This window comes from Microbacterium sp. K36 (assembly GCF_004794355.1).
GTDB lineage: Bacteria > Actinomycetota > Actinomycetes > Actinomycetales > Microbacteriaceae > Microbacterium > Microbacterium paraoxydans_D.
Genome location: NZ_SSDN01000041.1, coordinates 1 through 22,571, shown reverse-complemented (window position 1 = coordinate 22,571; position 22,571 = coordinate 1). Strand labels below are relative to the sequence as shown.

21 protein-coding genes and 1 pseudogene are annotated in these 22,571 nt (G+C 70.4%); 11 read left to right on the top strand and 11 right to left on the bottom strand.

Annotated elements, in window-relative coordinates; all coding sequences use genetic code 11:
- From DW296_RS02610 to DW296_RS02600, 3 genes are all read right to left on the bottom strand, one after another.
- Window positions 1-1,472: HAD-IC family P-type ATPase (locus DW296_RS02610; RefSeq protein ID WP_136050967.1), on the bottom strand; the 1,472-nt coding region annotated here is incomplete at its 3' end.
- A 2-nt stretch (window positions 1,473-1,474) separates the two neighbouring features.
- On the bottom strand, window positions 1,475-3,151 hold the full coding sequence (gene kdpA, locus DW296_RS02605; protein ID WP_136050966.1) for a potassium-transporting ATPase subunit KdpA: 1,677 nt from the start codon (window positions 3,149-3,151) through the stop codon (window positions 1,475-1,477).
- Window positions 3,151-3,240, bottom strand: a complete 90-nt coding sequence (locus DW296_RS02600) for a potassium-transporting ATPase subunit F (protein ID WP_036292752.1) — start codon at window positions 3,238-3,240, stop codon at window positions 3,151-3,153. Before DW296_RS02600 ends, kdpA begins: the two co-directional genes overlap by 1 nt.
- A 281-nt stretch (window positions 3,241-3,521) precedes the next feature.
- Between DW296_RS02600 and DW296_RS02595 the strand changes: the two genes are divergently transcribed.
- A complete protein-coding gene (locus tag DW296_RS02595; RefSeq protein ID WP_136050965.1) occupies window positions 3,522-4,670 on the top strand; it encodes an SLC13 family permease in 1,149 nt (382 codons plus the stop codon).
- Window positions 4,671-4,740: 70 nt separating this feature from the next.
- On the opposite strand, the gene DW296_RS02590 is transcribed toward DW296_RS02595, so the two are convergent.
- Window positions 4,741-5,334 carry an FMN-binding negative transcriptional regulator gene (locus DW296_RS02590; RefSeq protein WP_136050964.1) on the bottom strand — a complete coding sequence of 198 codons (594 nt, stop codon included), beginning with the start codon at window positions 5,332-5,334 and terminating at the stop codon, window positions 4,741-4,743.
- Complete coding sequence (locus DW296_RS02585; protein ID WP_136050963.1) at window positions 5,307-6,281, bottom strand: DMT family transporter; 975 nt, start codon at window positions 6,279-6,281, stop codon at window positions 5,307-5,309. The genes DW296_RS02590 and DW296_RS02585 overlap by 28 nt, the downstream gene beginning before the upstream one ends.
- Here DW296_RS02585 and DW296_RS02580 point away from each other — a divergent pair.
- Window positions 6,280-7,686: an aminotransferase-like domain-containing protein gene (locus DW296_RS02580; protein WP_136050962.1), complete on the top strand. Its 1,407-nt coding sequence runs from the start codon at window positions 6,280-6,282 to the stop codon at window positions 7,684-7,686. The two genes, DW296_RS02585 and DW296_RS02580, sit on opposite strands and share 2 nt — an antisense overlap.
- A gap of 9 nt (window positions 7,687-7,695) precedes the next feature.
- Here the strand turns inward: DW296_RS02580 and DW296_RS02575 are convergent, their stop codons facing one another.
- Complete coding sequence (locus DW296_RS02575) at window positions 7,696-9,645, bottom strand: APC family permease (RefSeq protein WP_446724123.1); 1,950 nt, start codon at window positions 9,643-9,645, stop codon at window positions 7,696-7,698.
- 224 nt (window positions 9,646-9,869) lie between these two features.
- On the opposite strand from DW296_RS02575, the gene DW296_RS02570 reads away from it, so the two are divergent.
- Together DW296_RS02570 and DW296_RS02565 are read left to right on the top strand one after the other, a co-directional pair.
- On the top strand, window positions 9,870-10,958 hold the full coding sequence (locus tag DW296_RS02570; protein WP_136050961.1) for a VanZ family protein: 1,089 nt from the start codon (window positions 9,870-9,872) through the stop codon (window positions 10,956-10,958).
- Between the two features lie 10 nt (window positions 10,959-10,968).
- Window positions 10,969-11,673: a GTP pyrophosphokinase gene (locus tag DW296_RS02565; RefSeq protein ID WP_025104005.1), complete on the top strand. Its 705-nt coding sequence runs from the start codon at window positions 10,969-10,971 to the stop codon at window positions 11,671-11,673.
- 15 nt (window positions 11,674-11,688) lie between these two features.
- Here the strand turns inward: DW296_RS02565 and DW296_RS02560 are convergent, their stop codons facing one another.
- Window positions 11,689-12,903, bottom strand: a complete 1,215-nt coding sequence (locus DW296_RS02560) for an amidohydrolase (RefSeq protein ID WP_136050960.1) — start codon at window positions 12,901-12,903, stop codon at window positions 11,689-11,691.
- Window positions 12,904-13,012: 109 nt separating this feature from the next.
- The gene (locus tag DW296_RS02555) at window positions 13,013-13,654 is read right to left on the bottom strand and encodes a TetR/AcrR family transcriptional regulator (RefSeq protein ID WP_136050959.1); all 642 of its coding nucleotides are present in this window, start codon (window positions 13,652-13,654) and stop codon (window positions 13,013-13,015) included.
- Between the two features lie 154 nt (window positions 13,655-13,808).
- Here DW296_RS02555 and DW296_RS02550 point away from each other — a divergent pair, with 154 nt between their 5' ends.
- Complete coding sequence (locus DW296_RS02550; protein WP_136050958.1) at window positions 13,809-15,476, top strand: ABC transporter substrate-binding protein; 1,668 nt, start codon at window positions 13,809-13,811, stop codon at window positions 15,474-15,476.
- 71 nt (window positions 15,477-15,547) lie between these two features.
- Here DW296_RS02550 and DW296_RS02545 read toward each other — a convergent pair.
- Window positions 15,548-15,775 (bottom strand): annotated as a pseudogene (locus DW296_RS02545) (MerR family transcriptional regulator); the annotation flags it as partial.
- A 212-nt stretch (window positions 15,776-15,987) separates the two neighbouring features.
- Here DW296_RS02545 and DW296_RS02540 point away from each other — a divergent pair.
- Window positions 15,988-16,827 carry a DUF4097 family beta strand repeat-containing protein gene (locus DW296_RS02540; protein WP_025104702.1) on the top strand — a complete coding sequence of 280 codons (840 nt, stop codon included), beginning with the start codon at window positions 15,988-15,990 and terminating at the stop codon, window positions 16,825-16,827.
- Window positions 16,824-17,450 carry a PadR family transcriptional regulator gene (locus tag DW296_RS02535; RefSeq protein ID WP_136050957.1) on the top strand — a complete coding sequence of 209 codons (627 nt, stop codon included), beginning with the start codon at window positions 16,824-16,826 and terminating at the stop codon, window positions 17,448-17,450. Before DW296_RS02540 ends, DW296_RS02535 begins: the two co-directional genes overlap by 4 nt.
- Window positions 17,451-17,511: 61 nt before the next feature.
- On the opposite strand, the gene DW296_RS02530 is transcribed toward DW296_RS02535, so the two are convergent.
- Window positions 17,512-18,054 (bottom strand): universal stress protein, encoded by a 543-nt coding sequence (locus tag DW296_RS02530; protein WP_025104704.1) that lies wholly within the window; start codon window positions 18,052-18,054, stop codon window positions 17,512-17,514.
- Between the two features lie 149 nt (window positions 18,055-18,203).
- Here DW296_RS02530 and DW296_RS02525 point away from each other — a divergent pair, with 149 nt between their 5' ends.
- The 4 genes from DW296_RS02525 to DW296_RS02510 all read left to right on the top strand — a co-directional run bounded on the left by DW296_RS02525 (window position 18,204) and on the right by DW296_RS02510 (window position 21,978).
- Window positions 18,204-18,395 (top strand): DUF3073 domain-containing protein, encoded by a 192-nt coding sequence (locus DW296_RS02525; RefSeq protein ID WP_025104705.1) that lies wholly within the window; start codon window positions 18,204-18,206, stop codon window positions 18,393-18,395.
- Between the two features lie 288 nt (window positions 18,396-18,683).
- Window positions 18,684-19,997 carry an ABC transporter substrate-binding protein gene (locus DW296_RS02520; protein WP_136050956.1) on the top strand — a complete coding sequence of 438 codons (1,314 nt, stop codon included), beginning with the start codon at window positions 18,684-18,686 and terminating at the stop codon, window positions 19,995-19,997.
- A gap of 89 nt (window positions 19,998-20,086) precedes the next feature.
- Entirely contained in the window at window positions 20,087-21,061 is a 975-nt protein-coding gene (locus DW296_RS02515) for a carbohydrate ABC transporter permease (RefSeq protein WP_136050955.1), read from the top strand.
- A complete protein-coding gene (locus DW296_RS02510) occupies window positions 21,058-21,978 on the top strand; it encodes a carbohydrate ABC transporter permease (protein WP_060922297.1) in 921 nt (306 codons plus the stop codon). Before DW296_RS02515 ends, DW296_RS02510 begins: the two co-directional genes overlap by 4 nt.
- 27 nt (window positions 21,979-22,005) lie before the next feature.
- On the opposite strand, the gene DW296_RS02505 is transcribed toward DW296_RS02510, so the two are convergent.
- Window positions 22,006-22,239 carry a FitA-like ribbon-helix-helix domain-containing protein gene (locus DW296_RS02505; RefSeq protein WP_136050954.1) on the bottom strand — a complete coding sequence of 78 codons (234 nt, stop codon included), beginning with the start codon at window positions 22,237-22,239 and terminating at the stop codon, window positions 22,006-22,008.
- Window positions 22,240-22,571: the final 332 nt, after the last annotated feature.

The window sequence follows — 22,571 nt, the reverse complement described above, 5'->3', positions numbered from 1 at the left end:
TGGGTCCCTGAGCCTGTCGAAGGGCCTGAGCCTGTCGAAGGGCCCTGCACCGCGACGACGAGGGGCGTGCCGCCGCCCGAGGCGACGTCGTCGGTGAGGACCGTGAGCTCGTCATCGGCCCCCTGCCCCAGCCAGGCCGCCACGGCCGAGGCGGCGCCCTTGCGGATCTGCGTGCCGTCGGCGAGGTCGAGGCCGCTCATGCGCGTCTGCGCGGTGAACGGGACGACGACGGCATCCGCCGGGGCCTCGACCCGGATCCCGCGGGCGGCGGCGAGCTCGACGATCGACGCGCCCTCCGGTGTCGGGTCGGCGAGGGAGGAGAGGGCGGCGGTGCGCAGCAGCTCCGCGGCGTCCACCCCGGTGAGCGGCAGCACGGCGTGGGCGCGGCGGTTGCCGTGGGTGATGGTGCCGGTCTTGTCGAGGAGCAGCGTGGTGACGTCGCCCGCGGCCTCCACCGCCCGCCCCGACATCGCCAGCACGTTGCGCTGCACGAGCCGGTCCATGCCCGCGATGCCGATGGCGGAGAGGAGCGCGCCGATCGTGGTCGGGATGAGGCAGACGAGCAGGGCGATGAGGACGGGGATGCTCACCGGCGACGCCGCGTACGACGCGATCGGGTTCAGCGCGAGGACCACCACGACGAACACGATCGACAGGCTCGCGAGGAGGATGTTCAGGGCGATCTCGTTCGGGGTGCGCTGCCGGCTCGCCCCCTCGACGAGAGCGATCATGCGGTCGACGAACGTCTCGCCCGGCTTCGACGTGATGCGCACGACGATCCGGTCCGACAGCACCCGGGTGCCGCCGGTGACGGCGCTGCGGTCGCCGCCCGATTCGCGGACGACGGGGGCGCTCTCGCCGGTGATGGCCGATTCGTCCACCGTCGCGATGCCCGCGACGATGTCGCCGTCGCCCGGGATCAGCTCACCCGCGGTGACGATCACGAGGTCGTCGCGCTGCAGCTCCGCCGACGACACCGTCTCCGTCGGCGCTTCGACGAGCTCAGCGACCCACTCCACGCCGCCCTGGGTCCCTGAGCCGATGTTCTGGGTCCCTGAGCCTGTCGAAGGGCCCACCACCCGCCGCGCCATCGTCTGGGTGCGGGTGTTCCGCAGGCTCGCGGCCTGGGCCTTGCCCCGCCCCTCGGCGACCGACTCCGCGACGTTCGCGAAGAACACGGTCAGCCAGAGCCAGATCGCGATGCCCCAGGTGAACGCCGCCGGGACGGGGGTGCCGCCGGAGGGGGCGGGTCCGCCGAGGAAGGGCTCCGCGATCGCGAGCACGGTCGTGAACGCGGCGCCGACCCAGACGAGGAGCATCACGGGGTTGCGCACGAGCGTCGCGGGGTTCAGTTTCCGGAGGGCGCCGGGGAGCGCCTGGGCGAGCTGGGCGCCACCGAACGAGCGCGGCGGGCGGGCGGTGCGCGGTGTCGGGGCGTCCTGCTGTTCGGGAGGGGTGGTGAGGAGGGTCATGGTCAGAGTCCTTCGGCGAGCGGTCCCAGTGCGAGCACGGGGAAGTAGGTGAGGGCCGTCACGACGACGGTCACGGTGAGGAGCAGGCCGACGAACTGCGGCCGGTGGGTGGGGAGCGTGCCGGTCGTGGCCGGCACCCGCTCCTGCGCGGCGAACGACCCGGCGAGGGCCAGCACGAGCACGATCGGGAGGAAGCGCCCGAGCAGCATCGCGACGCCCAGGGCGGTGTTGAACCACGGGGTGTTCGCGGTGAGCCCGGCGAACGCGGACCCGTTGTTGTTCGCGGCGGAGGTGAACGCGTAGAGCACCTCGCTCATGCCGTGCACACCGGGGTTGAGGATGCTCGTGGACTCCACGTCCTCGCGGATCCCGGGGATCGCGAAGCTCAGGGCCGTACCGCCGAGGACGAGCACCGGGACCACGAGGATGTAGAGGCTCGCGAGGGTCATCTCCCGCGGTCCGATGCGCTTCCCGAGCCACTCCGGGGTGCGGCCCACGAGCAGCCCGCCGACGAAGACCGCGACGATCGCGAGCACGAGCATCCCGTACAGACCGGAGCCGACGCCGCCCGGAGCGACCTCGCCGAGCATCATGTTCAGCATCGGCATCATGCCGCCGAGCGCGGTGTACGAATCGTGCATCGAGTTCACGGCCCCGGTCGAGGTGAGGGTGCTCGCGCTGCCGAAGAGGGTCGAGCCGAGGATTCCGAAGCGCTGCTCCTTGCCCTCCATCGCGGCCCCGGCGAGTTCGGGCGCAGCGCCGCGTCCCGCCAGCTCCAGGGCCGAGAGCGCGGCGAGCGAGGCGAGGAACAGGGTGCCCATGACCGCGACGATCGCGTACCCCTGCCGGTGGCCGCCGATCAGTCGGCCGAACGTGCGGGGGAGGGCGAACGGGATCACCAGGATCAGCAGCACCTGGAGGAGGTTCGTCCATCCGGTCGGGTTCTCGAAGGGATGGGCGGAGTTGGCGTTGAAGAAGCCGCCGCCGTTGGTGCCGAGCAGCTTGATGGCCTCCTGCGACGCGACCGGACCGCCGGGGATCGTCTGCGTGCCGCCGGAGACCGTGGCGACGTCGGTGAAGCCGTTCACGTTCTGGATCACGCCGCCCGCGAGCAGGGCCACCGCGCCGATCAGGGCGAGCGGGAGGAGCAGCCGCCCCAGACCGCGGGTGAGGTCGACCCAGAAGTTGCCGATCGTCGCGGAGCCGCGGCGCGCGAGACCGCGGATCAGGGCGATGGCGATGGTGAGGCCGACCGCAGCGGAGACGAAGTTCTGCACCGTGAGGCCCGCGAGCTGCACCGTGTAGCCCATGGTCTGCTCGGGCGAGTACGACTGCCAGTTGGTGTTCGCGACGAAGGACGCGGCCGTGTTGAACGCGAGTCCCTCCGGCACGGCGGGCAGGCCGAGCGACGCGGGGAGGAAGGCCTGGAGCCGCTGCAGCCCGTAGACGAGCAGGAGTCCGACGAGGGAGAAGAGCAGCACGCTGCGGGCGTAGGCGCGCCAGGTCTGCTCGGAGCGGGGGTCGACGCCGATCACCCGGTAGAGCCCGCGCTCGACGCGCAGGTCGCGGCCGGAGGTGTAGACGTGCGCGATGTAGTCGCCGAGGGGGCGGTAGAGGAGCATGAGCACGACCACGACGGCCGTGATCTGGAGGACGCCGTACAGGATCGTCGCGTCCATCAGAAGCGCTCCGGGGCGACGAGCGCCACGACCAGATAGACGACCGCGGCGACGGCGAGGACGGCGGCGAGGATCTCGAAGACGATCATGCGCGGTCCACCGCCTTGGCGATGAGGGACACGAGGGCGAACAGCGCCAGGGTCAGCGCGAGGTAGATGATGTCGAGCACGTCCTCGATCCAACTGCGCCGCCCGGCCGCCTCCGCCGATCCTCACGTTTCCCCTACGCCCCGTTCCCCGGATGCATGCGGGTTGCTCACGGAGACGGCCTTCGAATCGCGCACCTGGTCCCCAACCCGCCGCCGATGCAGCCAGGTGCGCGATTCGAAAGGGGGCGCCGGCCCTATGCTCACGAGGTGGGGATCAGAAGGATGCGGATCGGGACGGGGACGTGGATCGTCGCCGGGCTCGTGGTGGTCGCGCTCGGGTGCGTGCTCACGGGGTTCCTGCCGCGCACGGACGCCGGTGCGCTCGGGGAGCGGATCGCGCCGGTGCTGGGGTTCGTCGTCGCGATCACGATCGTCGCCGAGCTCGCCCGCGACGCGGCGGTGTTCGACGTCGTCTCGCAGCGCCTCGCGCGCTGGGGTCGCGGCCGCGTGGTGGTGCTGTGGGCGCTGGTGGTCGTGCTCGCCGTGGTGAGCACCGTGTTCCTCTCGCTCGACACGACCGCCGTGATCGTCACCCCTGTCGTGGTCGTGCTGGCGCAGAGCATCGGCGTCTCCCCGCTGCCGTTCGCCCTGGCCACCGTCTGGCTCGCCAACACCGCGTCGCTCGCGCTGCCGGTCTCGAACCTGACGAACCTGCTCGCCGCGCCCGCGATGGGGGAAGGCCCCGGGGCGTTCATCGCGCTGAGCTGGGCGCCCACGCTCGTGGGGATCCTGGTGCCCGTCGCGATCCTCACGGTCCTGCATCGGCGCACGGTCTTCGGTACGTACGAGACCCCCGTGCCCCGGCGGCCCGCCGATCCGACGCTGTTCTGGAGCGCCACCGGCATCCTCGTCGTCCTGATGCCGCTGCTCGCGCTCACCCCCGTCGTGTGGATCCCGGCCGCGGCGGCGGCTCTCGCGTTGATCGTGCTCTTCGCCGTCCGCCGTCGCCGGGCCCTGCGGCTGTCGCTCGTCCCGTGGCAGGCGCTCGCGCTCGCCGCGTCGTTGTTCGTCCTGGTCGAGACCGCGCACGCGCAGGGACTGCTCGACTTCCTGACCTCGCCCACCGCGAACGGCGACTCTCTCGGCGACCTGTTCCGGCTCGCGGCGCTCGGGGCTGTGAGTGCGAACGCGATCAACAACCTCCCCGCCTACCTCGTGCTCGAACCCGCGGCCGGGGACCCGGTCGCCCTGATGGCCCTGCTGATCGGTGTGAACCTCGGTCCGCTCATCACGCCGTGGGCCTCGCTCGCGACACTCCTCTGGCACCATCGCGTGACGGCGCTCGGGGTCGAGATCCGCTGGGGCCGCTTCGCGCTCTGGGGGGCCGTCGCCGCGGTGCCCACGGTCGTCCTCGCCACGCTCGTCCTCTGACTCCGTTCGAATCGCTCACTGTGCTGCACATCCGGCCGAGATGGAGCACAGTGCGCGATTCGAACGGGGGTCAGACGCGGCGCATCTCGGCGGCGAGGGCGGGGTGGACCGCGTCGAACCGGGCGGCGATGCGCTCGCGCACCTCGGGAGCCTTGTTCTGGCTGAGCTTGGCGCGCGCGTCGAACCGGGTGACCCGGAGCCGGAGGCCCACCGTGCCCTTCGCCGCCCGCCGGGTGCCGGGCTCATCCTCCGCGAGGCTTCGCCCGTGCGGCTGCCCTCCCTCGAAGTGGTCGGTGAGCCGGGTGAGCATGGCGTAGTTCTCCTCCGCGGTGAGGATCTCCGGGGTGCCGGAGAGGTGCGCGGTGACATGGTTCCACGTCGGGACGAGGTCTCCGGGTGCGTAGAGGCTCGAGGAGACGTAGTCGTGCGGTCCCTGGATGATCACCAGGATCTCGTGTCGACCGAGCTCGTGGAGCTCGTCGTCCGGACGCCCGAAGTGGCTCACGAGCACGATGTCGTCCTCGTCCTCGTCGAGCAGCACCGGGTAGTGCGAGGCGACGAGTCCGGCGGAGGTCGGTGAGACGAACGTCGCCCACGGGTGGGCGCGGATGAGGCGCTTCACCTCGTCGGGGTCGGTCATGAGGTAGCGGGGGGTGTGACGCATGGCGCCTCCTGTCGGGTGGGGGTGGGGGTGGGAGAAGAGCTGCGGGTGCGGACGGCGAGCCCGGCGCACACGACGACGGCGAGCCCGCCGAGCACCGTGGCCCCACCGACGTCCTCATGGAAGAGGAAGGCGGCCCAGGTGATGCCCATGACGGGCTGGACGAGCTGGATCTGACTCACCTGTGCCATCGGGCCGATGGCGAGGCCGCGGTACCAGGCGAAGAATCCGAGGAACATGCTGACCGCGGCCAGGTAGGCGAATGCGAGCCACGCGGCCGGGCTGGCGATGGGCGGGGCGGCGACCCCGGCGGCCACGGCCACCGCGAGCATGACGGGAGCTGCGAGCACCAGGGCCCAGGAGATCGTCTGCCAGGCGCCGAGCTCGCGCGCGAGCAGGCCGCCCTCCGCGTAGCCGACGGCCGCCGCGATCACGGCGCCGAACAGCTGGAGGTCGGCGGGGCGAAGGGCGCCGGGCGTGCCGTTCTGCAGCGTCGCGAAGACGAGGGCCGCCGCGGACCCGAGGAGCGCGAAGACCCAGAAGGAGGCGGACGGGCGCTCGCGGGTGCGCAGCACGACGGCCACGGCGGTCGCGGCGGGGAGGAGGCCGATCACCACCGCGCCGTGGCTCGCCGGCGTCGTGGTCATGGCGAATGAGGTCAGCAGCGGGAAGCCGGCGACCACACCGAGCGCGACGACCGCCAGGCGGGCCCACTGGATCGGGCTCGGCGGCTGCTGACGCGTGGCGAGGAGGACGACCGCGGCGAGCACGGTGGCGACGACCGCGCGCGCGGAGCCGATGAACAGCGGCGAGAGTCCGCCGCCGAGCGCGATCCGCGTGAAGGGGAGCGTGAACGAGAAGGCGACGACGCCCAGCAGCCCCCAACCGGGACCGGCGGCGCGGGATAGCAGTGTTCCGTTCGGACGGATAACGCTACTGTGTTCTTTCATGAGTCAGGATAGCACCGCGCGCATCGTGGCCGGCCTGCGGGCGTGGATCGCCACGGCCGCCCCCGGCGCCCGCCTCCCCTCGAACCGCGCACTCACGGCCGAGTACGCCGCGAGCCCCGTGACCGTGCAGAAGGCCGTGCAGCAGCTCGTCCGCCTCGGGCTCGTCGACGCGCGACCCGGCGTCGGCACCTTCGTCCGCGCCGCGCGCACGCTCATGCCGGCGGACTACGGCTGGCAGGCCGGGGCGCTCGGCGCGGCCGCCGTGCGCCTCGGCGGTCTCTCCTCGGCGCAGCGCCCGACCTCGCCGGACGCGATCGGGCTGCACTCCGGGTATCCCGCTCCGGATCTCCTCCCCGAGCGGCTCGTCCGCCAGGCCCTCGTGCGCGCCTCCCGCACCGGGTCCGCCCTCACCCGCTCGCCCGCGGCCGGCGAGCCCGGGCTGCAGGAATGGTTCGCGGCGGAGCTGGCCGCGGCGGCCCCGGCGGGGATCACGGTGCCGACCGCCCGCGACGCCGTCGTCATCTCCGGGAGCCAGAGCGGACTGAGCTCGATCTTCCGGGCGGTCGTCGGCGTCGGCCGGCCGCTGCTCATCGAGTCGCCGACCTACTGGGGCGCCCTGCTCGCGGCGGAGCAGGCGGGGGTCGTGCTCGTTCCCGTCCCCTCCGGGCCGCAGGGTCCGGATCCGGACGCGGTCGACAGGGCGCTCGCCGAGACCGGAGCCCGCGCGTTCTACGCGCAGCCCACCTTCGCGAACCCCACCGGCGCGCAGTGGCCGGCGGCGACCGGGGAGGCCGTGCTCGACGCGGTCCGTCGCCACGGCGCCTTCCTCATCGAGGACGACTGGGCGCACGACCTCGGCATCGACGCCGACCCCCGCCCCGTGGCCGCCTCCGACCACGACGGCCATGTGGTGTACCTGCGCTCGCTGACGAAGAGCGTGTCGCCGTCACTGCGAGTGGCGGCGGTGATCGCGCGCGGTCCCGCCAGGGATCGCATCCTCGCCGATCGCGCGGCGGAGTCGATGTACGTCAGCGGGCTCCTGCAGGCCGCGGCCCTCGACGTGGTGACGCAGCCGGCGTGGCGCACACACCTCCGCGGCTTCCGGGAGCAGCTGCGCTCGCGGCGCGACCTGCTGCTGTCGTGCCTGACCGCCCAGGCGCCGACCGCGCTGGTGGAGGCCGTGCCGGTGGGCGGGCTGAACCTCTGGCTGCGGCTGCCGGACGGCACCGACGCCGACGCGGTCGTCCGGGAGTGCGCGGCGCGCGGCCTCGTCATCGCGCCAGGGAGCGAGTGGTTCCCCGCGGAGCCGTCGGGTTCCTACGTGCGGCTCAACTACGCGAGCGCCGACCCGTCCCGCTTCCCCGAGGCCGCGACGATCCTCGGCGCGGTCCTCGCCGGAGCCTGACCGCCGCCGTCAGGACTCGGAGGGCGGCCCGGCGGGGCGGTGCGCCCGGCGCCCGGCCACCACGACGGGCCGTCCTGCCCTCTCCTGACCGGGCAGCGGACGCGAGCGCCGGCCGTAGATGAGTTCGGACGAATCGAGCAGCCACGGCACCAGGGTGATCGACACCCCGTGCACGAGCATGAGCTGGTTCGCGAGGCGGCGGGCGCGCCGGTTGTGCAGGAAGTTCTCCCACCAGTGCCCCACGATGTACTGCGGCAGGTAGACCGTGACGACGGAGGAGCCGTGCTTCTCGCGGTACTGCCGGATGAACTGGGTCACGGGCTGGGCGAACGAGCGGTACGGCGACTCGACGATCACGAGCGGCACCGGCACGAGGTGGTCGGTCCACTCCTGCTGCAGGCGGGCGGCGTCGTCCTGCGACACGGCCACGTGCACGGCGAGGGTCTTGTCGTGCTTGGCGGCGATGGCATAGTCGATGGCCTTCATCACCGGCTTCTGCAGATGGTTCACGAGGACGATGGCGACGTCGCCCGAGGCGCCGAAGCGGGTGGTGTCGTCGATGGCGATCTCGTGCTCGACGTCCCGGTAGTACCGCTTGACGCCGATCATGAGGAACGCGAGCACCGGGATGGCGAAGAACACGAGGTAGGCGCCGTGCGTGAACTTCGTGATCGTCACGATCACGAGCACGAGCACGGTCAGCGTCGCCCCGGCGGAGTTGATGAGCAGCCCCACGCGCGCGGAACGCCGGTCCGCGGCACCGTCGCCATTCGGCGGGACGGGTGCCCGGAGCAGCCGTCGCCAGTGCCGCACCATGCCGATCTGGCCGAGGGAGAAGGAGACGAAGACGCCGATGATGTAGAGCTGGATCAGCGTCGTCAACCGGGCCTGGAACACCACGAGAACGGCGATCGCGGCGATCCCGAGGAGGATCATGCCGTTGGAGAACACGAGCCGGTCGCCGCGGGTGTTCAGCGACTTCGGGGCGTAGCCGTCGCGGGCGAGCACGGCGCCGAGCAGGGGGAAGCCGTTGAAGGCGGTGTTCGCCGCGAGGAGCAGCACGCAGGCCGTGGCCGCCTGCACGATGAAGAACGGGATGCTGCCGCCGCCGAACGTCGCCGCGGCGATCTGCGCCATGAGGCTCGGCTGCGGGGTCGTGCAGTCGAAGCCGATGAGGTCGCAGGGGTTCTCGGCGTAGTGCACGCCGGCGATGAGGGCGAGCGCGGTGAGGCCGGAGAACAGGCAGATCGCGATGGTCCCCATGAGCACGAGGGTCGACTGGGCGTTGCGCACCTTCGGGGCCCGGAACGCGGGGACGCCGTTCGACACGGCCTCGACCCCGGTCAGCGCGGAGCAGCCGCTGGAGAATGCCCGGAGGATGAGCAGCAGCACGGCCGCCTGGCTGAGGCCCTCGGCCTGCACGGCGAAGTCTGCACTGGACGCGATCGGGGCGTCGCCGAGTGCCGTCCGGACGAGCCCGGTGACGATCATGACGCCGACCGAGCCGATGAACACGTACGTGGGGATCGCGAACACGAGTGACGCCTCGCGCACGCCGCGGAGGTTCACGATGATGATGAGCACGACGAAGCCGACCGCGAGCTCCACGCGGAGCGGGTCGAGCGCCGGCACCGCCGAGATGATGTTGTCCACCCCCGACGCGACCGACACGGCGACCGTGAGCACGTAGTCGACGAGGAGGGCCGCGGCCACGATCACCCCGGGGACCTCGCCGAGGTTCTTCGACGCGACCTCGTAGTCGCCGCCGCCGGAGGGGTACGCCTTGATGAGCTGCCGGTAGCTGAGCACCACCACGAGCAGCAGCACGACGACGGCCGCGGCGACGAGCGGGGTGAACGACAGGAACGTGAGGCCGCCGATGAGCAGGATCATCACGAGCTCCTGCGGGGCGTAGGCCACCGAGCTCAGCGCGTCCGAGGCGAAGATCGGCAGCGCCATGCGCTTCGGGAGGAGCTGCTCGTCGACCTGGGCGCTCGTCAGCGGGTCGCCGAGCAGGATGCGCTTGGCGCGCGGCGGCGCGTCCGGGGTCGGCCTCGTTTGTTCTGACACGTCCGGCGACACTACGCCGACCGGGGACACCCTCACGCGATCCTCACGGAATCCCTACGGCCCGGTGGCGCTCCCTCACGGAATCCTCACGGACTGCCGGTATCCTTGCGTCAGTGGGGGATCAGGTGGTTCTGGGGGTCATCGCCGTGGCGATCGGCCTGGCCGCGGGCGTCGTCCTCTTCGTGCCCTTCGTCGCGATCAGTTACCGTCGCCGCGGACGCCTCTCGCTCGGCCGCACGCTGCTCTGGCTCGCGGCGCTCGTCTACTTCTGGGCCATCTGGACGTACACGCTGCTGCCGTTGCCCGACCCGGACGCCATCCGCTGCGTGGGGGCGATCACCGACCCGATGTCCGTGGTGCGCGACGTGCAGAAGGCGTTCGCGGCACCGGGCAACCCGCTGCGCCAGCCCGCCCTGCTCCAACTCGTGTTCAACGTGCTGCTGTTCGTCCCGCTCGGGGCGTTCCTCCGCGTGCTGGGCGGACGCGGCCTCCCGACCGCGCTCCTCGCCGGCTTCGGGCTCTCGCTGCTCGTGGAGACCACGCAGCTCACCGGCGTCTGGGGTCTGTACCCGTGCGCCTACCGCTTCTTCGACGTCGGCGATCTGATGACGAACACCACCGGAGCCGTGCTCGGCTCGGTGCTCGCGCTCGTGGTGCCCCGGTCGCTGCGCGGTCTGCAGGCGCGGGCGGATGCCGACGAGCCGCGCCCGGTCACCCGGGGTCGCCGCGCGCTGGCGATGCTGTGCGACGGACTCGCGAACGGCTTCGTCGTGCTCGCCGGGGGCGTCGCGGTGCAGCTCTGGCTCGAGTACATCGTGCAGGACCGTCAGGCTGTTCTGGACGGCACCCTCGCCGGCACGGTGAGCACGGCGGCGGCCTGTGCGCTGTGGCTCGTGGTCATCCTCGTCACCGGCCGCTCGGTGGGAGACCTCGCCGTGCAGCTGCGCTACACCGGGTCGCGACTGCCGGCCGCGCTCGCCCGGCTGCTGCGCTGGGCGGGCGGCATCGGCGGACTCACGGCTCTCGGGATGCTCGGCGGGGTGTTCGACGCGCTCTCCTCGGTGCTGATCCTCGTCGCGATCGTGCTGCTGTTCACCACCCGCCAGGGGCGCGGCCTCCCCGGTCTGCTCTCCGGCCAACACCTCGAGGACGCCCGCGTCGCGCTCTCGAATCCACAGGGGTTTCCGATCACGGATCGATAACGTCGTCCCCATGAGCGTGATCCCCGTCGACGAGCACCTGATCTCCGAGGCGAAGGAGCTCCGCGACCAGCTGCAGCGCTTCCTCCGCGAGTACGAGTTCGGGATGCGCGAGGTGGAGACGAAGATCTCGATCCTCCGCGACGAGTTCACCCACGATCACGCGTACAACCCCATCGAGCACGTGAAGAGCCGTCTGAAGTCGCCAGACAGCATCGTCGAGAAGATCGCCAGGAAGGGCATCGACGACCCGGACTTCGACCGCATCCGTGCCGAGATCACCGACATCGCCGGAGTGCGGGTGACATGCAGCTTCGTCGCCGACGTCTACCGGCTGTTCGATCTGCTGACCGCGCAGGACGACGTGACCGTCCGCACGGTGAAGGACTACATCGCGAACCCGAAGCCGAACGGGTACAAGAGCCTGCACGCCATCATCGAGGTCCCCGTCTTCCTCTCGACGGGCGCGCTGTCCGTGCCGGTCGAGGTGCAGTTCCGCACCATCGCGATGGACTTCTGGGCGAGCCTGGAGCACAAGATCTACTACAAGTTCTCCAACCAGGTGCCGGCGCATCTCGTCGACAGCCTCAGCGATGCCGCCGATGCCGCTGCCGAACTCGACACCCGCATGGAGCGGCTGCACCGCGAGGCCCATGGCGTGCCGCAGCGGCAGCTCGCGCCGCCGCCTCCGCCTGCGCCGGGGATCGTCGAGGTCTGAGCAGCCCGACCTGGCTCAGGCGAGGAACTCGCGGGCGGCGGCGGACATCGCCGTGACCCCGACCTCGATCGTCGGATGGATCTCCGGCGCGAAGAAGGGCGAGTGGTTCGTGGGGATGTCCTTCTCCACCGTCCCCGCCGCGACGGCCTCGGCGAACCGCGCGGGGTCGACGCCGCCCCAGAACCAGAACACGAGCGGCACCTCGGCGTCACGGGCGAACCAGGAGACGTCCTCGCTGCCGGTGAACATGCCGGGGTCGACGACGGCCGACTCCCCGAGCGCCCGACGCAGCGCCGACGAGACCCGCGCCGTCGCCTCCTCGTCGTTGATCGTGGCGGGGAGCGTGTGCTGCGTGTGGATCTCGGGTTCGCGCTCCGCGCCGGAGGCCATCGCCTCGGCGCGCACGATCCGCTCGACACTCGTCAGCACCTTCTCCCGCACGTCCTCGTTCGGGTAGCGGAGGCTGAGCTCCAGCTTCGCCTCGGCCGGGATGATGTTGTTCTTGAGCCCGGCGTGGATCGAGCCGACCGTCACCACGGCGACCCCCTGCGGGTCGATCTCGCGCGAGGTGATCGTCTGCAGGCGCATCACGGTCGCGGCCGCCATCACGACCGGGTCGATCGTCGCGTGCGGGCGCGAGCCGTGGCCGCCGCGGCCGTGCAGGGTGACGGTGAGACCGTCCGACGCGGCCATCTGGGTGCCGCTGCGCACACCGATGATCCCGGCGGGGAGCGGGGTGACGTGCTGACCGAGCACCACATCGGGCTTCGGATAGCGGGCGAGCAGACCGTCGTCGAGCATGGCCCTGGCGCCGGCGCCGTACTCCTCGGCAGGCTGGATGAGCACGACGAGGGTGCCCGACCATGCGGAGCGCTCGGCGACGAGCTTCTCGACCGCGCCGATCATGGCGGTGACGTGCATGTCGTGACCGCAGGCGTGCATGACGGGAACAGTCGTGCCTGCGGGGTCGACGCCCTTCGCGGTGCTCGCATATGCGAGGCCCGTCTGCTCCTCGACCGGGAGCGCGTCCATGTCGGCGCGCACCCACACGACCGGACCCTCGCCGTTGCGGAGAACCCCGACCACGCCGGTCAGCCCGACGCCTTCTTCGACCTCGAGGCCCAGGTCGCGCAGGTGCTGGGCGGCGATGCCGGCGGTGCGCGTCTCCTGGAACGAGAGTTCGGGGTGCTGATGCAGGTCGATGTAGAGCGCTTCGAGGTCGATCGTCATGGCCAGAGCCTAGTCGGGTGTGCGCCGAGACCCCGGCGTTCCGCCGAGACCCCGGCTTCGCCGCGCCGGGAGGGCGGGGTCTCGACGGGAACGCGGGGTCTCGGCAGGGTCAGTGCACGTAGGTCGGCAGTTCGGGTCCGGGACGCAGCACGGCGTTCACGATCGCCTGGATCGCGAACTCGCTCGTCTCGCCGAGTTCGATCACCTCGGGATGCAGGAGCCACTGGAGCTGCAGGCCGTCCATCACGGCGAGGATGGCGGCCGAGGCGGCGGCGATGGTCGCGGGTTCGGTCACGCCCTCCTGGGCGCAGAGCTCCCCGAACGCCGCCGTCACCTCCCGGCGCAGGGTCGTGTAGCGCTCCTCGAAGTACTCGCGGCCGGGGTGGTCGTCGGTCACCGACTCGGAGGAGAGGACCGTGTAGGCCTGCACGATGCCCGGCCGCTTCTCGTTGGCGAACGCCGTGCGGACGAGGTGGAGGAACAGCTCCGGTCCGTCGGGGATGTGCTTCTCGGCGAGGTCGGCCACGTCGGCCTGGTCGCGGTAGGCGAGCACCTCGAGGAGGAGCTTCTGCTTCGACCCGAAGTGGTGCAGCACGCCCGCGTGCGTGATGCCGACCTGCTCGGCGACATCGGCGAGCGTGCCGTTCGTGGAGCCCTTGTTGCCGAAGATCTCCACCGCCGCCTTGAGGATCTGCTCGCGCTTCTCCCGCGTCGCCGGGCGCACCCGCACCGTGTGCACGTCGTCCGTCATGAGCCCACCTCCCGTCGTCCCGCTCTGCTTGCCAACCAACTTACTCCTCGGTAACCTCTCCACAGCTTACTTTCTCGACAGTAAGCAAAAGCGGCGGTCGGAGGCGATCCGTCGGCCGCCACGCCGCACAAGGACCCGTGCCCAAGGAGAAGCAATGAAGCTCACGAAAACCCTGATCGCCGCCAGCGCCGTCGCCGTCCTCGGCGTCTCGGCGCTCGCCGGATGCTCGGCAGGCGGTGGATCCGGCGACGGCGACGGCGCCGGATCCGCATCCCTCACCATCGCCAAGCCGGACGGCGCGATCACCACCGAGTCGAACAACCCGTTCGTCGGCGACTCAGCGGCGTCGAAGTACGGCTACGCCAAGGTCGTGTTCGAGACCCTGGCCCTGGTGAACCAGACGGGAGACCGCGGTACCACGCCATGGCTCGCCGAGAGCCTCGAATGGAACGACGACTACACGCAGCTCACGGTCGTCCCGCGCGCGGACGTCACCTGGAGCGACGGCGAGCCGTTCACGGCCGACGACATCGTCTTCTCGTTCGAGACCGCCTCGATCCCCGCCCTCGACACCGCCGGCCTCAAGTACGAGGGTGCCGAGGTCGACGGCGACAAGGTCGTGCTGAGCTTCGGCGACTCCAAGTACGTCAACCAGGCACGCGTGCTGCACGTGCCGATCGTCCCCAAGCACATCTGGGAGAAGTTCGAGGACCCGGCGACCGATCCCGTCACCGGCGACGACCTCGTCGGCACCGGCCCCTACGCGATGGCGAACTGGTCGACCGAATCGGTCACGCTGGACGCGCGCGACGACTACTGGGGCGGCGACCTCGCCGTGCCCGAGCTGCACTACGTCTCGTACGGTGACAACACCGCCCTCACCACGGCCCTCGCGAACGGCGACGCCGACTGGGCGCAGGCGTTCATCCCGCAGATCGAGGAGCAGTTCCTCTCGGCAGATCCGGAGCACAACAAGTTCCTCGCCTCGCCGACCACCGGCTCCGCCACGCTGTTCATGAACCTGCAGCAGAAGCCGTTCGACGACCCCGCCTTCCGTCAGGCGCTCGCCTGGGTGATCGACCGCGACGCCTACGTCGACATCGCGCGCGAGGGCGCCAGCGAGGCCGTCTGGTCGGTCACGGGCCTGTCGTCGATCCTCGAGGACGAGATCCAGCCCGAGTTCCAGGGCGTGGACTACAAGGTCGACGCCGAGAAGGCACGTGACCTGCTGGAGACCGCCGGGTACACCTGGAAGGACGACGCCCTGATCGACCCCGACGGCACGCCCGTCTCGTTCACGCTCTCCGTCCCGTCGGGCTGGAGCGACTGGAACACCGCGCAGGAGCTCATCGCCGAGGACGTGAAGGACAGCATCGGCGCCGAGGTCAAGATCGACATGCCCGACTGGGGTGGCTGGGCCGACCCCCGCGACAACGGCACGTTCTCTGCGATCATCCACTGGCTGGAGGACAGCGGCACGGCGTACGGCCTGTACACGTCGACCATGGACCCGCGCTGGATCTCGCCCGAGGGCAAGGCCGGCTTCAACTTCGGCCGCTTCGACGACCCGGAGGCGACCGCCGCGCTGAACACCTACGCCAACGCCTCATCCGACGAGGAGCGCACCACCGCCATCGACACGCTGCAGACGATCTTCTCCGAGCAGGTGCCGGCCATCCCGCTGGGCGCCCACCCGCTGCTGGGTGAGTTCAACACGCGCAACTACGTCGGCTGGCCGTCGGAGGACGACACCTACGCGTCCGCCGACCCGACGCAGCCGAACATCGTGCAGATCCTCACGAAGCTGAAGCCCGCCGAGTAGGACTTCGACAGGCTCAGCCACCCACAGCCGGGACTTCGACAGGCTCAGCCACCCACCTGGGTCCCTGAGCCTGTCGAAGGGCCCAGCACCTCACCGATCTGCGGGAGTCCGAGACCGAGCTCCCTCAGCAGGAGGATCCGCTGCAACCGCACGAGCGCCGCCGCGTCATAGTGCCGGTACCCGTTGGCGGCGATCCGCGACGGCGGCAGCAGCCCGATGTCGTCGTAGTGCCGCAGCGTGCGGCTCGTCGTCCCCGCCAGTCGCGCGATCTCCTGGATCGACCAGTCCCGCTCACTCATCTGCCCGCCCTTCCGTGTCGTTCCCCTCCACCGTAGAAGTTGCCGTTACGTCAAGGTCAACCCCATTCGAATCGCTTGATTGGCCCTATTTCCGGCCGAGATGGGACCAATCAGGCGATTCGAAGGAAAGGGGGTGACGGGATCGAGATATATCGTGTTATCGTGACGGCAACACGATATATCGTGAATCCCTCGACACAGGAGAAGCAGACATGACCGAGAAGTGGCTCATCGCCCCCGGCGAGGAACGCGTCATCGACATCGCCTCCGCGACCCGGCTCAAGGTGGGCCTCGTCGGCGGACAGGTCGACGTCATCGCCCACGACGAACCAGGCATCCGGATCGAGGTGCACGGCGTCACCACCAAGGACCTCCGGATCGAGTCCCGCGACGGCGAGGTCGAGATCGACCACCCGCAGCTCGGCTGGGACAACTTCCTCGAGGTGTTCCGGAACTTCGGCTCCGGTGGTCCGCGCGCCGAGGTGAGCGTGGCCGTCCCGCGCAGCATCGCCCTGACCCTCGGCGTCGTGAGCGCCGGCGCCCTCGTGTCGGGCATCCGCAACGACACGCGTCTCAACACGGTGTCCGGCGACATCATCGTCGACACCCTCATCGGCGACCTCAGCGTGAACTCGGTCTCCGGCGACGTGCAGATCCGCAACCTCACCGGCTCGCTCAGCGCCAACAGCGTCTCCGGCGACGTGGCCGTCACGGGTGCCATCCGCAAGGCCACGGTCGACATCGTCTCCGGCGCGACGCTGGTGGACGCAGCGGGCGACGTCAACACGATCACCGTGAACTCGGTCTCCGGCGGCACCACGGTGCGGCTCGACGAGTCCCTCGCGGCGAACTACGTCATCCGTTCGCTCAGCGGCCGCCTGCTCATCGACGGCGTCGAGCGCAGCTCGTCCGGACCGAGCACCTACAACGGCACCACCGGGGAGCTCGCGGGACGCTTCGTCGACCTCCGCGCCAACTCCGTCTCCGGAGGGGTCACGGTCCTCCGCCGCGCTCCGCAGACGATCGAGAACGACCCGGAGTGGGAAGCATGAGTCCCGCGGTCTTCTCCCACGGCGACCTGCGCCTGTACCTGCTGTCGCTGCTCGCGGAGTCCCCGCAGCACGGCTACGGCATCATCCAGTCCCTCACGGACCGCACCGGCGGGACGTATACGCCGAGCGCCGGCACGATCTACCCGCGCCTCGCGAAGCTCGAGGAGGAGGGGCTGGTCACCAAGACCGTCGACGGACGCACGACGATCTACGCGATCACCGAGGCCGGGCGCGCTGAACTCGCCTCCCGCGAGAGCGACCTCGCCGACATCGAGGCGGGCATCACGGACACCGTCCGCCTCATCGCGAACGAGGTGCGTCAGAGCGTGCAGGAGGCGATGAAGAGCCTTCGTGCCGACCTCGCGACGGCGACGAAGGACGACAGGGCAGCGGCGAAGTCGCGCCCTCGGACCCCGAACGAGGATGCACGGCTGACCAGCCGCGAGGAGCTCCACCGGGCCGATGCCGTCGTGAACGCCTTCCGCGCCCGCGTCCGCACCGACCTGCGCACCCACGTCGCCCAGGGCGGCGTCCTCCCGGCGTCCGTGGTCACCGATCTCGAGAATGCGCTGGATCAGGCCGCCCGCGATGTGACGGTGGCGCTGAGCCGACCGGACTCCTGAGCCTGGGGTGACCGCACGAGGCCCCGTCGACATCCGTCGGCGGGGCCTCGTCATGTACGGATCACTCCGGCCAGATCTCCTTCTGCTCGTCCGGCACGGACTCCCCCAGGGGGACGACGAGCACGGAGCGATGCTGACGATGCGCCAGACGGGCGGCCACGGAGCCGGTGAAGAACTCCCGGATCGACTCCCCGATGCCGCGTTTGCGGGTGCCGACGACGATGAGCTGTGCGTCGAGCTTGTTCGCGAGCTGCTTGATGGCCAGCGCCGGGTCGCCGACGAGCTGCCGCGCCGTCCAGGTGACGCCCTTCCCGTCGAGCATGGTGGCCGCGGCCGCCTCGACGGCCTCGAACTCGGCAGCCCCCGCGTCGAAGTTGATGTCGATGGGAGCGGAGTGCACGTAGCCGTCCGGATCCTCATAGGTGACGAAGCGCGTGATGTCGACGTGGGCGACCACGAGCGGGGCGTTCAGCAGCCGGGCGAAACGGACGGCCTCATCGAGAACGTGCGGGTCCTGGTCGAGCTGCATCCCGACGATCACGGCCTTCTGCAGAGCGGCGTTCTGCGTGGCCTCGTCGGACGGAGTGGAGGTGCTGTCGGTCATGGAGATCGCTCCCTTCGCCGGCCTGGCCGCGGCCAGGGTCTGTTCCCCGCGTGCTATCCTGAATGCTACTCTTACCGGCCTCGAGCCGGTGTCGTGAATGACTCGGGCGCCCGTCTGCCCGCAGCTTAACTCGTGAGGGGGTCTCAGGCATGGGCCGTGGCCGTCAGAAGGCGAAGCACACCAAGATCGCCCGCGAACTCAAGGCGTACAGTCCGTCGGTGAACTACTCGGCGCTGGAGCGCGAGCTCGCGCATTCGAGCGACTCCGACGAAGACGCCTACGTCGACAAGTGGGCCGACGAGTACGCGGACGAAGACGAAGACGAACTAGAGAAGGCGTAGCCCCTCGGTTCGAAACACCCGCACGGCGCGTGCGGGTGTTTCGTCGTTCCCGGGCGGCGACCCGGGAACGAGGGCGCCGGCCGTCGAGCGTGCGCCTGCCACCGGAGCTCGGCTCCACGCGATGTCAGCGCTCCCGTCGGCCCAAGCGAATGTGTCGCCAGACCGCTGATCGACGTCTTGTGAGCGCAAACATTTTCTGATTTGATGTGCATGTGATCGACGGCGCACCCTCGCCGCGTCCCCGCTTCGGGCGATCCGCAGGAACATGACCTCAAAGAGGAGAACAGCATGGCACCCACCTCACGCACCCCCCGCGTCGCCGCGGTCGTCGCCCTCGGCGCGGTGTCGGCGTTCGGACTCGCGGCCTGCGCCCCGGCTGCATCCGGGGGCGGCGACGCCGGCGGAGAGCCCGTCACCATCGAATACATGCACCGCCTCCCTGACGGCGAGGGCATGACCACGGTCGCGGAGATCGTCGACCGCTGGAACGAGGAGCACCCCGACATCCAGGTCAAGGCCACGAAGTTCGACGGCAAGGCCAGCGACATGATCCTCAAGCTCGAGACCGACATCAAGGCCGGGAACGGTCCGTGCCTCGCGCAGACCGGATACTCCGAGGTGCCGCAGCTCTACGTGAAGGGTCTCCTGGAGGACGTCGCCGCGGAGGCCGAGAAGTACGAGGACCACTACTCGGCCGGAGCGTTCAGCGGCATGCGGGTCGGCGACGCCATCGTGGGCCTCCCCCAGGACACCGGACCCCTCGTCTACTTCTACAACACCGCGGAGTTCGAGGCGCTCGGCCTCGACGCCCCGACCACGCTCGACGAGCTGACCGCCGCCTCCGCCACGGCCGCCGCCGCCGGCAAGTTCGTCACCGCCTTCACTCCGGACGAGGCGCAGAACTGGCTCTCCGGACAGGCGGCCGCCGCCGGAGACACCTGGTTCTCCACCGAGGGCGAGGAGTGGAAGGTGGACGCCGAGGGCGCCGGCTCCGAGCGGGTCGCCGCCTTCTGGCAGGGTCTGCTCGACGGCAAGCAGACGCTCGCGACCGAGCGCTGGGGCGAGGGCTTCACGGCGGCGCTGAACGACGGCAGCCTCATCGGCCACGTCGGCGCGGCCTGGGAGGCCGGCTTCCTCCTCGACTCTCTGGACGGCACCCCGGCCGAGGGGCAGTGGCGCGTCGCCCAGCTCCCCGACTTCGGCGCCGGGGCGATGACCGGCCCCGACGGCGGCTCCGGCGTCTCGGTCATGAAGGGCTGCGAGAACCCCGCGGCCGCCATGGAGTTCAACGACTGGTTCAACACGCAGGTCGACGACCTCGCCTCCCAGGGCCTCGTCGTCGCCGCGAAGGGCGAGGTGGAGACGCCCGAGAAGATGCTGCGTCAGTTCGGCGGTCAGGATGTGCTGGCCGAGCTCGGCACCGCCACCGAGAACCTCAACCCCGACTTCCCCTACGCCCCCGGCTTCTCGACCCTGGCGAACATGAACGAGACGGCCGCCGCGGCCGCCGCCGGCACCGCCACGGTCGCCGACATCTTCACGACGGCGCAGGACACGGCCGTCGCGTCGCTCAAGGACCTCGGCCTCCCGGTCGCGGAATGACCGGACCGGACGGCATCATCGGATGAACGACGGCGGAGTGCACGGGCGATCGTGCACTCCGCCGTCGTCGTGAGAGCGAGAGGCACATCATGGCCACAGTGACCGAGACGAGGGCAGCGGTGCCGCTCCCTCCCGCGCGCCGCGCCGCCGCCCCGTCGACCAGGCGATCGCGGATCCGACGGGAGGGGCTGACCGGGTGGCTGTTCATGGCGCCGTTCGCGCTGCTGTTCGCCGTCGTCTTCCTCATCCCGATCATCGTGTCGGTCCGGTCGTCGTTCTTCGCCCAGGTGCCCGCCGGCGGCGGTCTGTACGGCGGCGGCGAGCTCGTCGACACCTTCGTCGGCCTCGACAACTTCGCCGCGGCGGCGACGGACGGCGCCTTCTGGGCCGGCATGGGACGGGTCGTGCTCTACGCGGCGTTCCAGATCCCGGTGATGATCATCGCGGCGCTCGCCCTGGCCCTGCTGCTGGACTCGTTCATCGTGCGCCGCCCCGCCCTGTTCCGCCTCGCCTTCTTCCTCCCGTACGCGGTCCCCGGCATCATCGCGGCGATGATGTGGCTCTACCTCTACACGCCCGAGGTGTCGCCCTTCCTGCCGTATCTGCCGGAGGGGACCGACCTCATGTCGCCGCAGACGATCCTCGTCTCGATGGCGAACATGACGACGTGGACCTACACGGGCTACAACATGCTCATCTTCCTCAGCGCCCTGCAGGCCATCCCGCGCGACCTCTACGAGGCCGCCCGCCTGGACGGCGCGACCGGATTCCAGATCGCGACCCGCATCAAGGTGCCGCTCGTGCGCGGCGCCGCGCTGCTGGCCGTGCTGCTGTCGATCATCGGCACGATCCAGCTGTTCAACGAACCGGTCATCCTGGAGGCCGCGAACTCCTGGATGGGCAAGGACTTCACGCCGATGATGCTCACCTACAACACGATGATGGGCGAGCTGTCGCCGTCGGGCAGCGGTCCGGCGTCGGCGTACTCGCTGCTCATGGCCGGCATCGCGGGCGTGCTCGCGATCGTGTACGCACTGCTCCAGCGGCGGAAGGGCGACGCATGACCACCACACGACTCGTCACCGTGGCTCCGCCGACGAAGCGGCGCTCTCGCAGACCGCAGGCGGCGGACGCCCCTCCCCCGTCGATCGCCCCCGGCCCCGCCGCGCGCACGTTCGGCATCATCGCCCTCGTCGTCGCCACCTTGTACTTCCTCGTGCCGGTGTTCTGGCTCGTCGTGGCCTCGACGAAGAACAACACCGACCTCACGTCGACGTTCGGCTTCTGGTTCGCCGAGCCGAACCTCGCCGCCAACTACGACAGCCTCATGGGCTGGACACAGGGGCTGTTCTGGCGCTGGGTCGGCAACTCCCTGTTCTACTCGCTCAGCGCCGGGGTCATCGGCACGCTGTTCGCCGTGATGGCCGGCTACGCGATCGCCAAGTTCGCCTTCCCCGGGAAGAAGCTCGCGGTCGGCATCATCATGGCGGGGCTCCTCCTGCCTGTCGCCCTGCTCACGGTGCCGCTGTACATCGAGTTCCAGGCGCTCGGCCTCACGAACACGGTGTGGGCGATCATCATCCCCTCGGCGGTCTCGCCGTTCGGCGTCTTCCTCGGCATGGTCTACGCACAGTCGTCGGTGCCGACCGAGCTGCTGGAGGCCGCCCGCATCGACGGCGCCGGTGAGGCCCGAATCTTCTTCACGATCGTGCTGCGGCTGCTCGGCCCCGCGATGGTGACGATCTTCCTGTTCATCTTCGTGGCCACGTGGAACAACTTCCTCCTCCCGCTCATGATGATCTCCAGCCCCGACCTCAAGCCGGTCACGCTCGGCCTCTACGGCATGATGAGCTACTTCTCCCCCGACAAGGGCGCCGTCATGCTCGGGGCGCTGCTCGGCGTGATCCCGCTCATCGCCCTGTTCTTCACGCTGCAGAAGTACTGGCGCTCGGGTCTCGCCGCCGGCGCCGTCAAGGGCTAGGCACCTCGGACCGCGCACAGACGACGATCACCGCCCGGCGCGCCCCTCGTTCACGGCGGCCACAATGCGCTCCGGGGTGAGCGCGGCCACCTCCGGCTCCTGCTCTCGTTCACTCAGGAACTCCGACAGCGTCGGGCGGGCGGCGATGCGGGCGAGCTCCGCCGAGAGGTACTGCTGCAGCGACTGTCCCCGCTCCTGCGCTCGCGCGGTGAGCACGGAATACACGCCGGGGTCGAGATCGCGGATGAGTACGTTCGGCATGTGCGGCTCCTTTCGTGGCTACCCCGCGAGCATCGGGGACCGGAGGCACGCTGTCCGGCCCCGGAACCGCGACCCGTGGAGAACCGGCAAACTCCCCGCCGCGTGCAGAAGAGGCCCGGGGCGAACCCCGGGCCTCTCGTGTGCAGCAGAGGGACTCAGCTGCGTCGCCGCCGCCAGAGCCCCGCGCCGAGGGCGCTCAGCGCGAGAGCCCCGACGGCCACCGCCAGCCAGGTCGTCCCGTCGGCGCCGGGCCACGGCCACAGCGAGGCGGGGAACGATCACGGAGCAGTTCCGCGGGGCCGAGCTCACGGTCAACGAGTGGGTGCTCGACC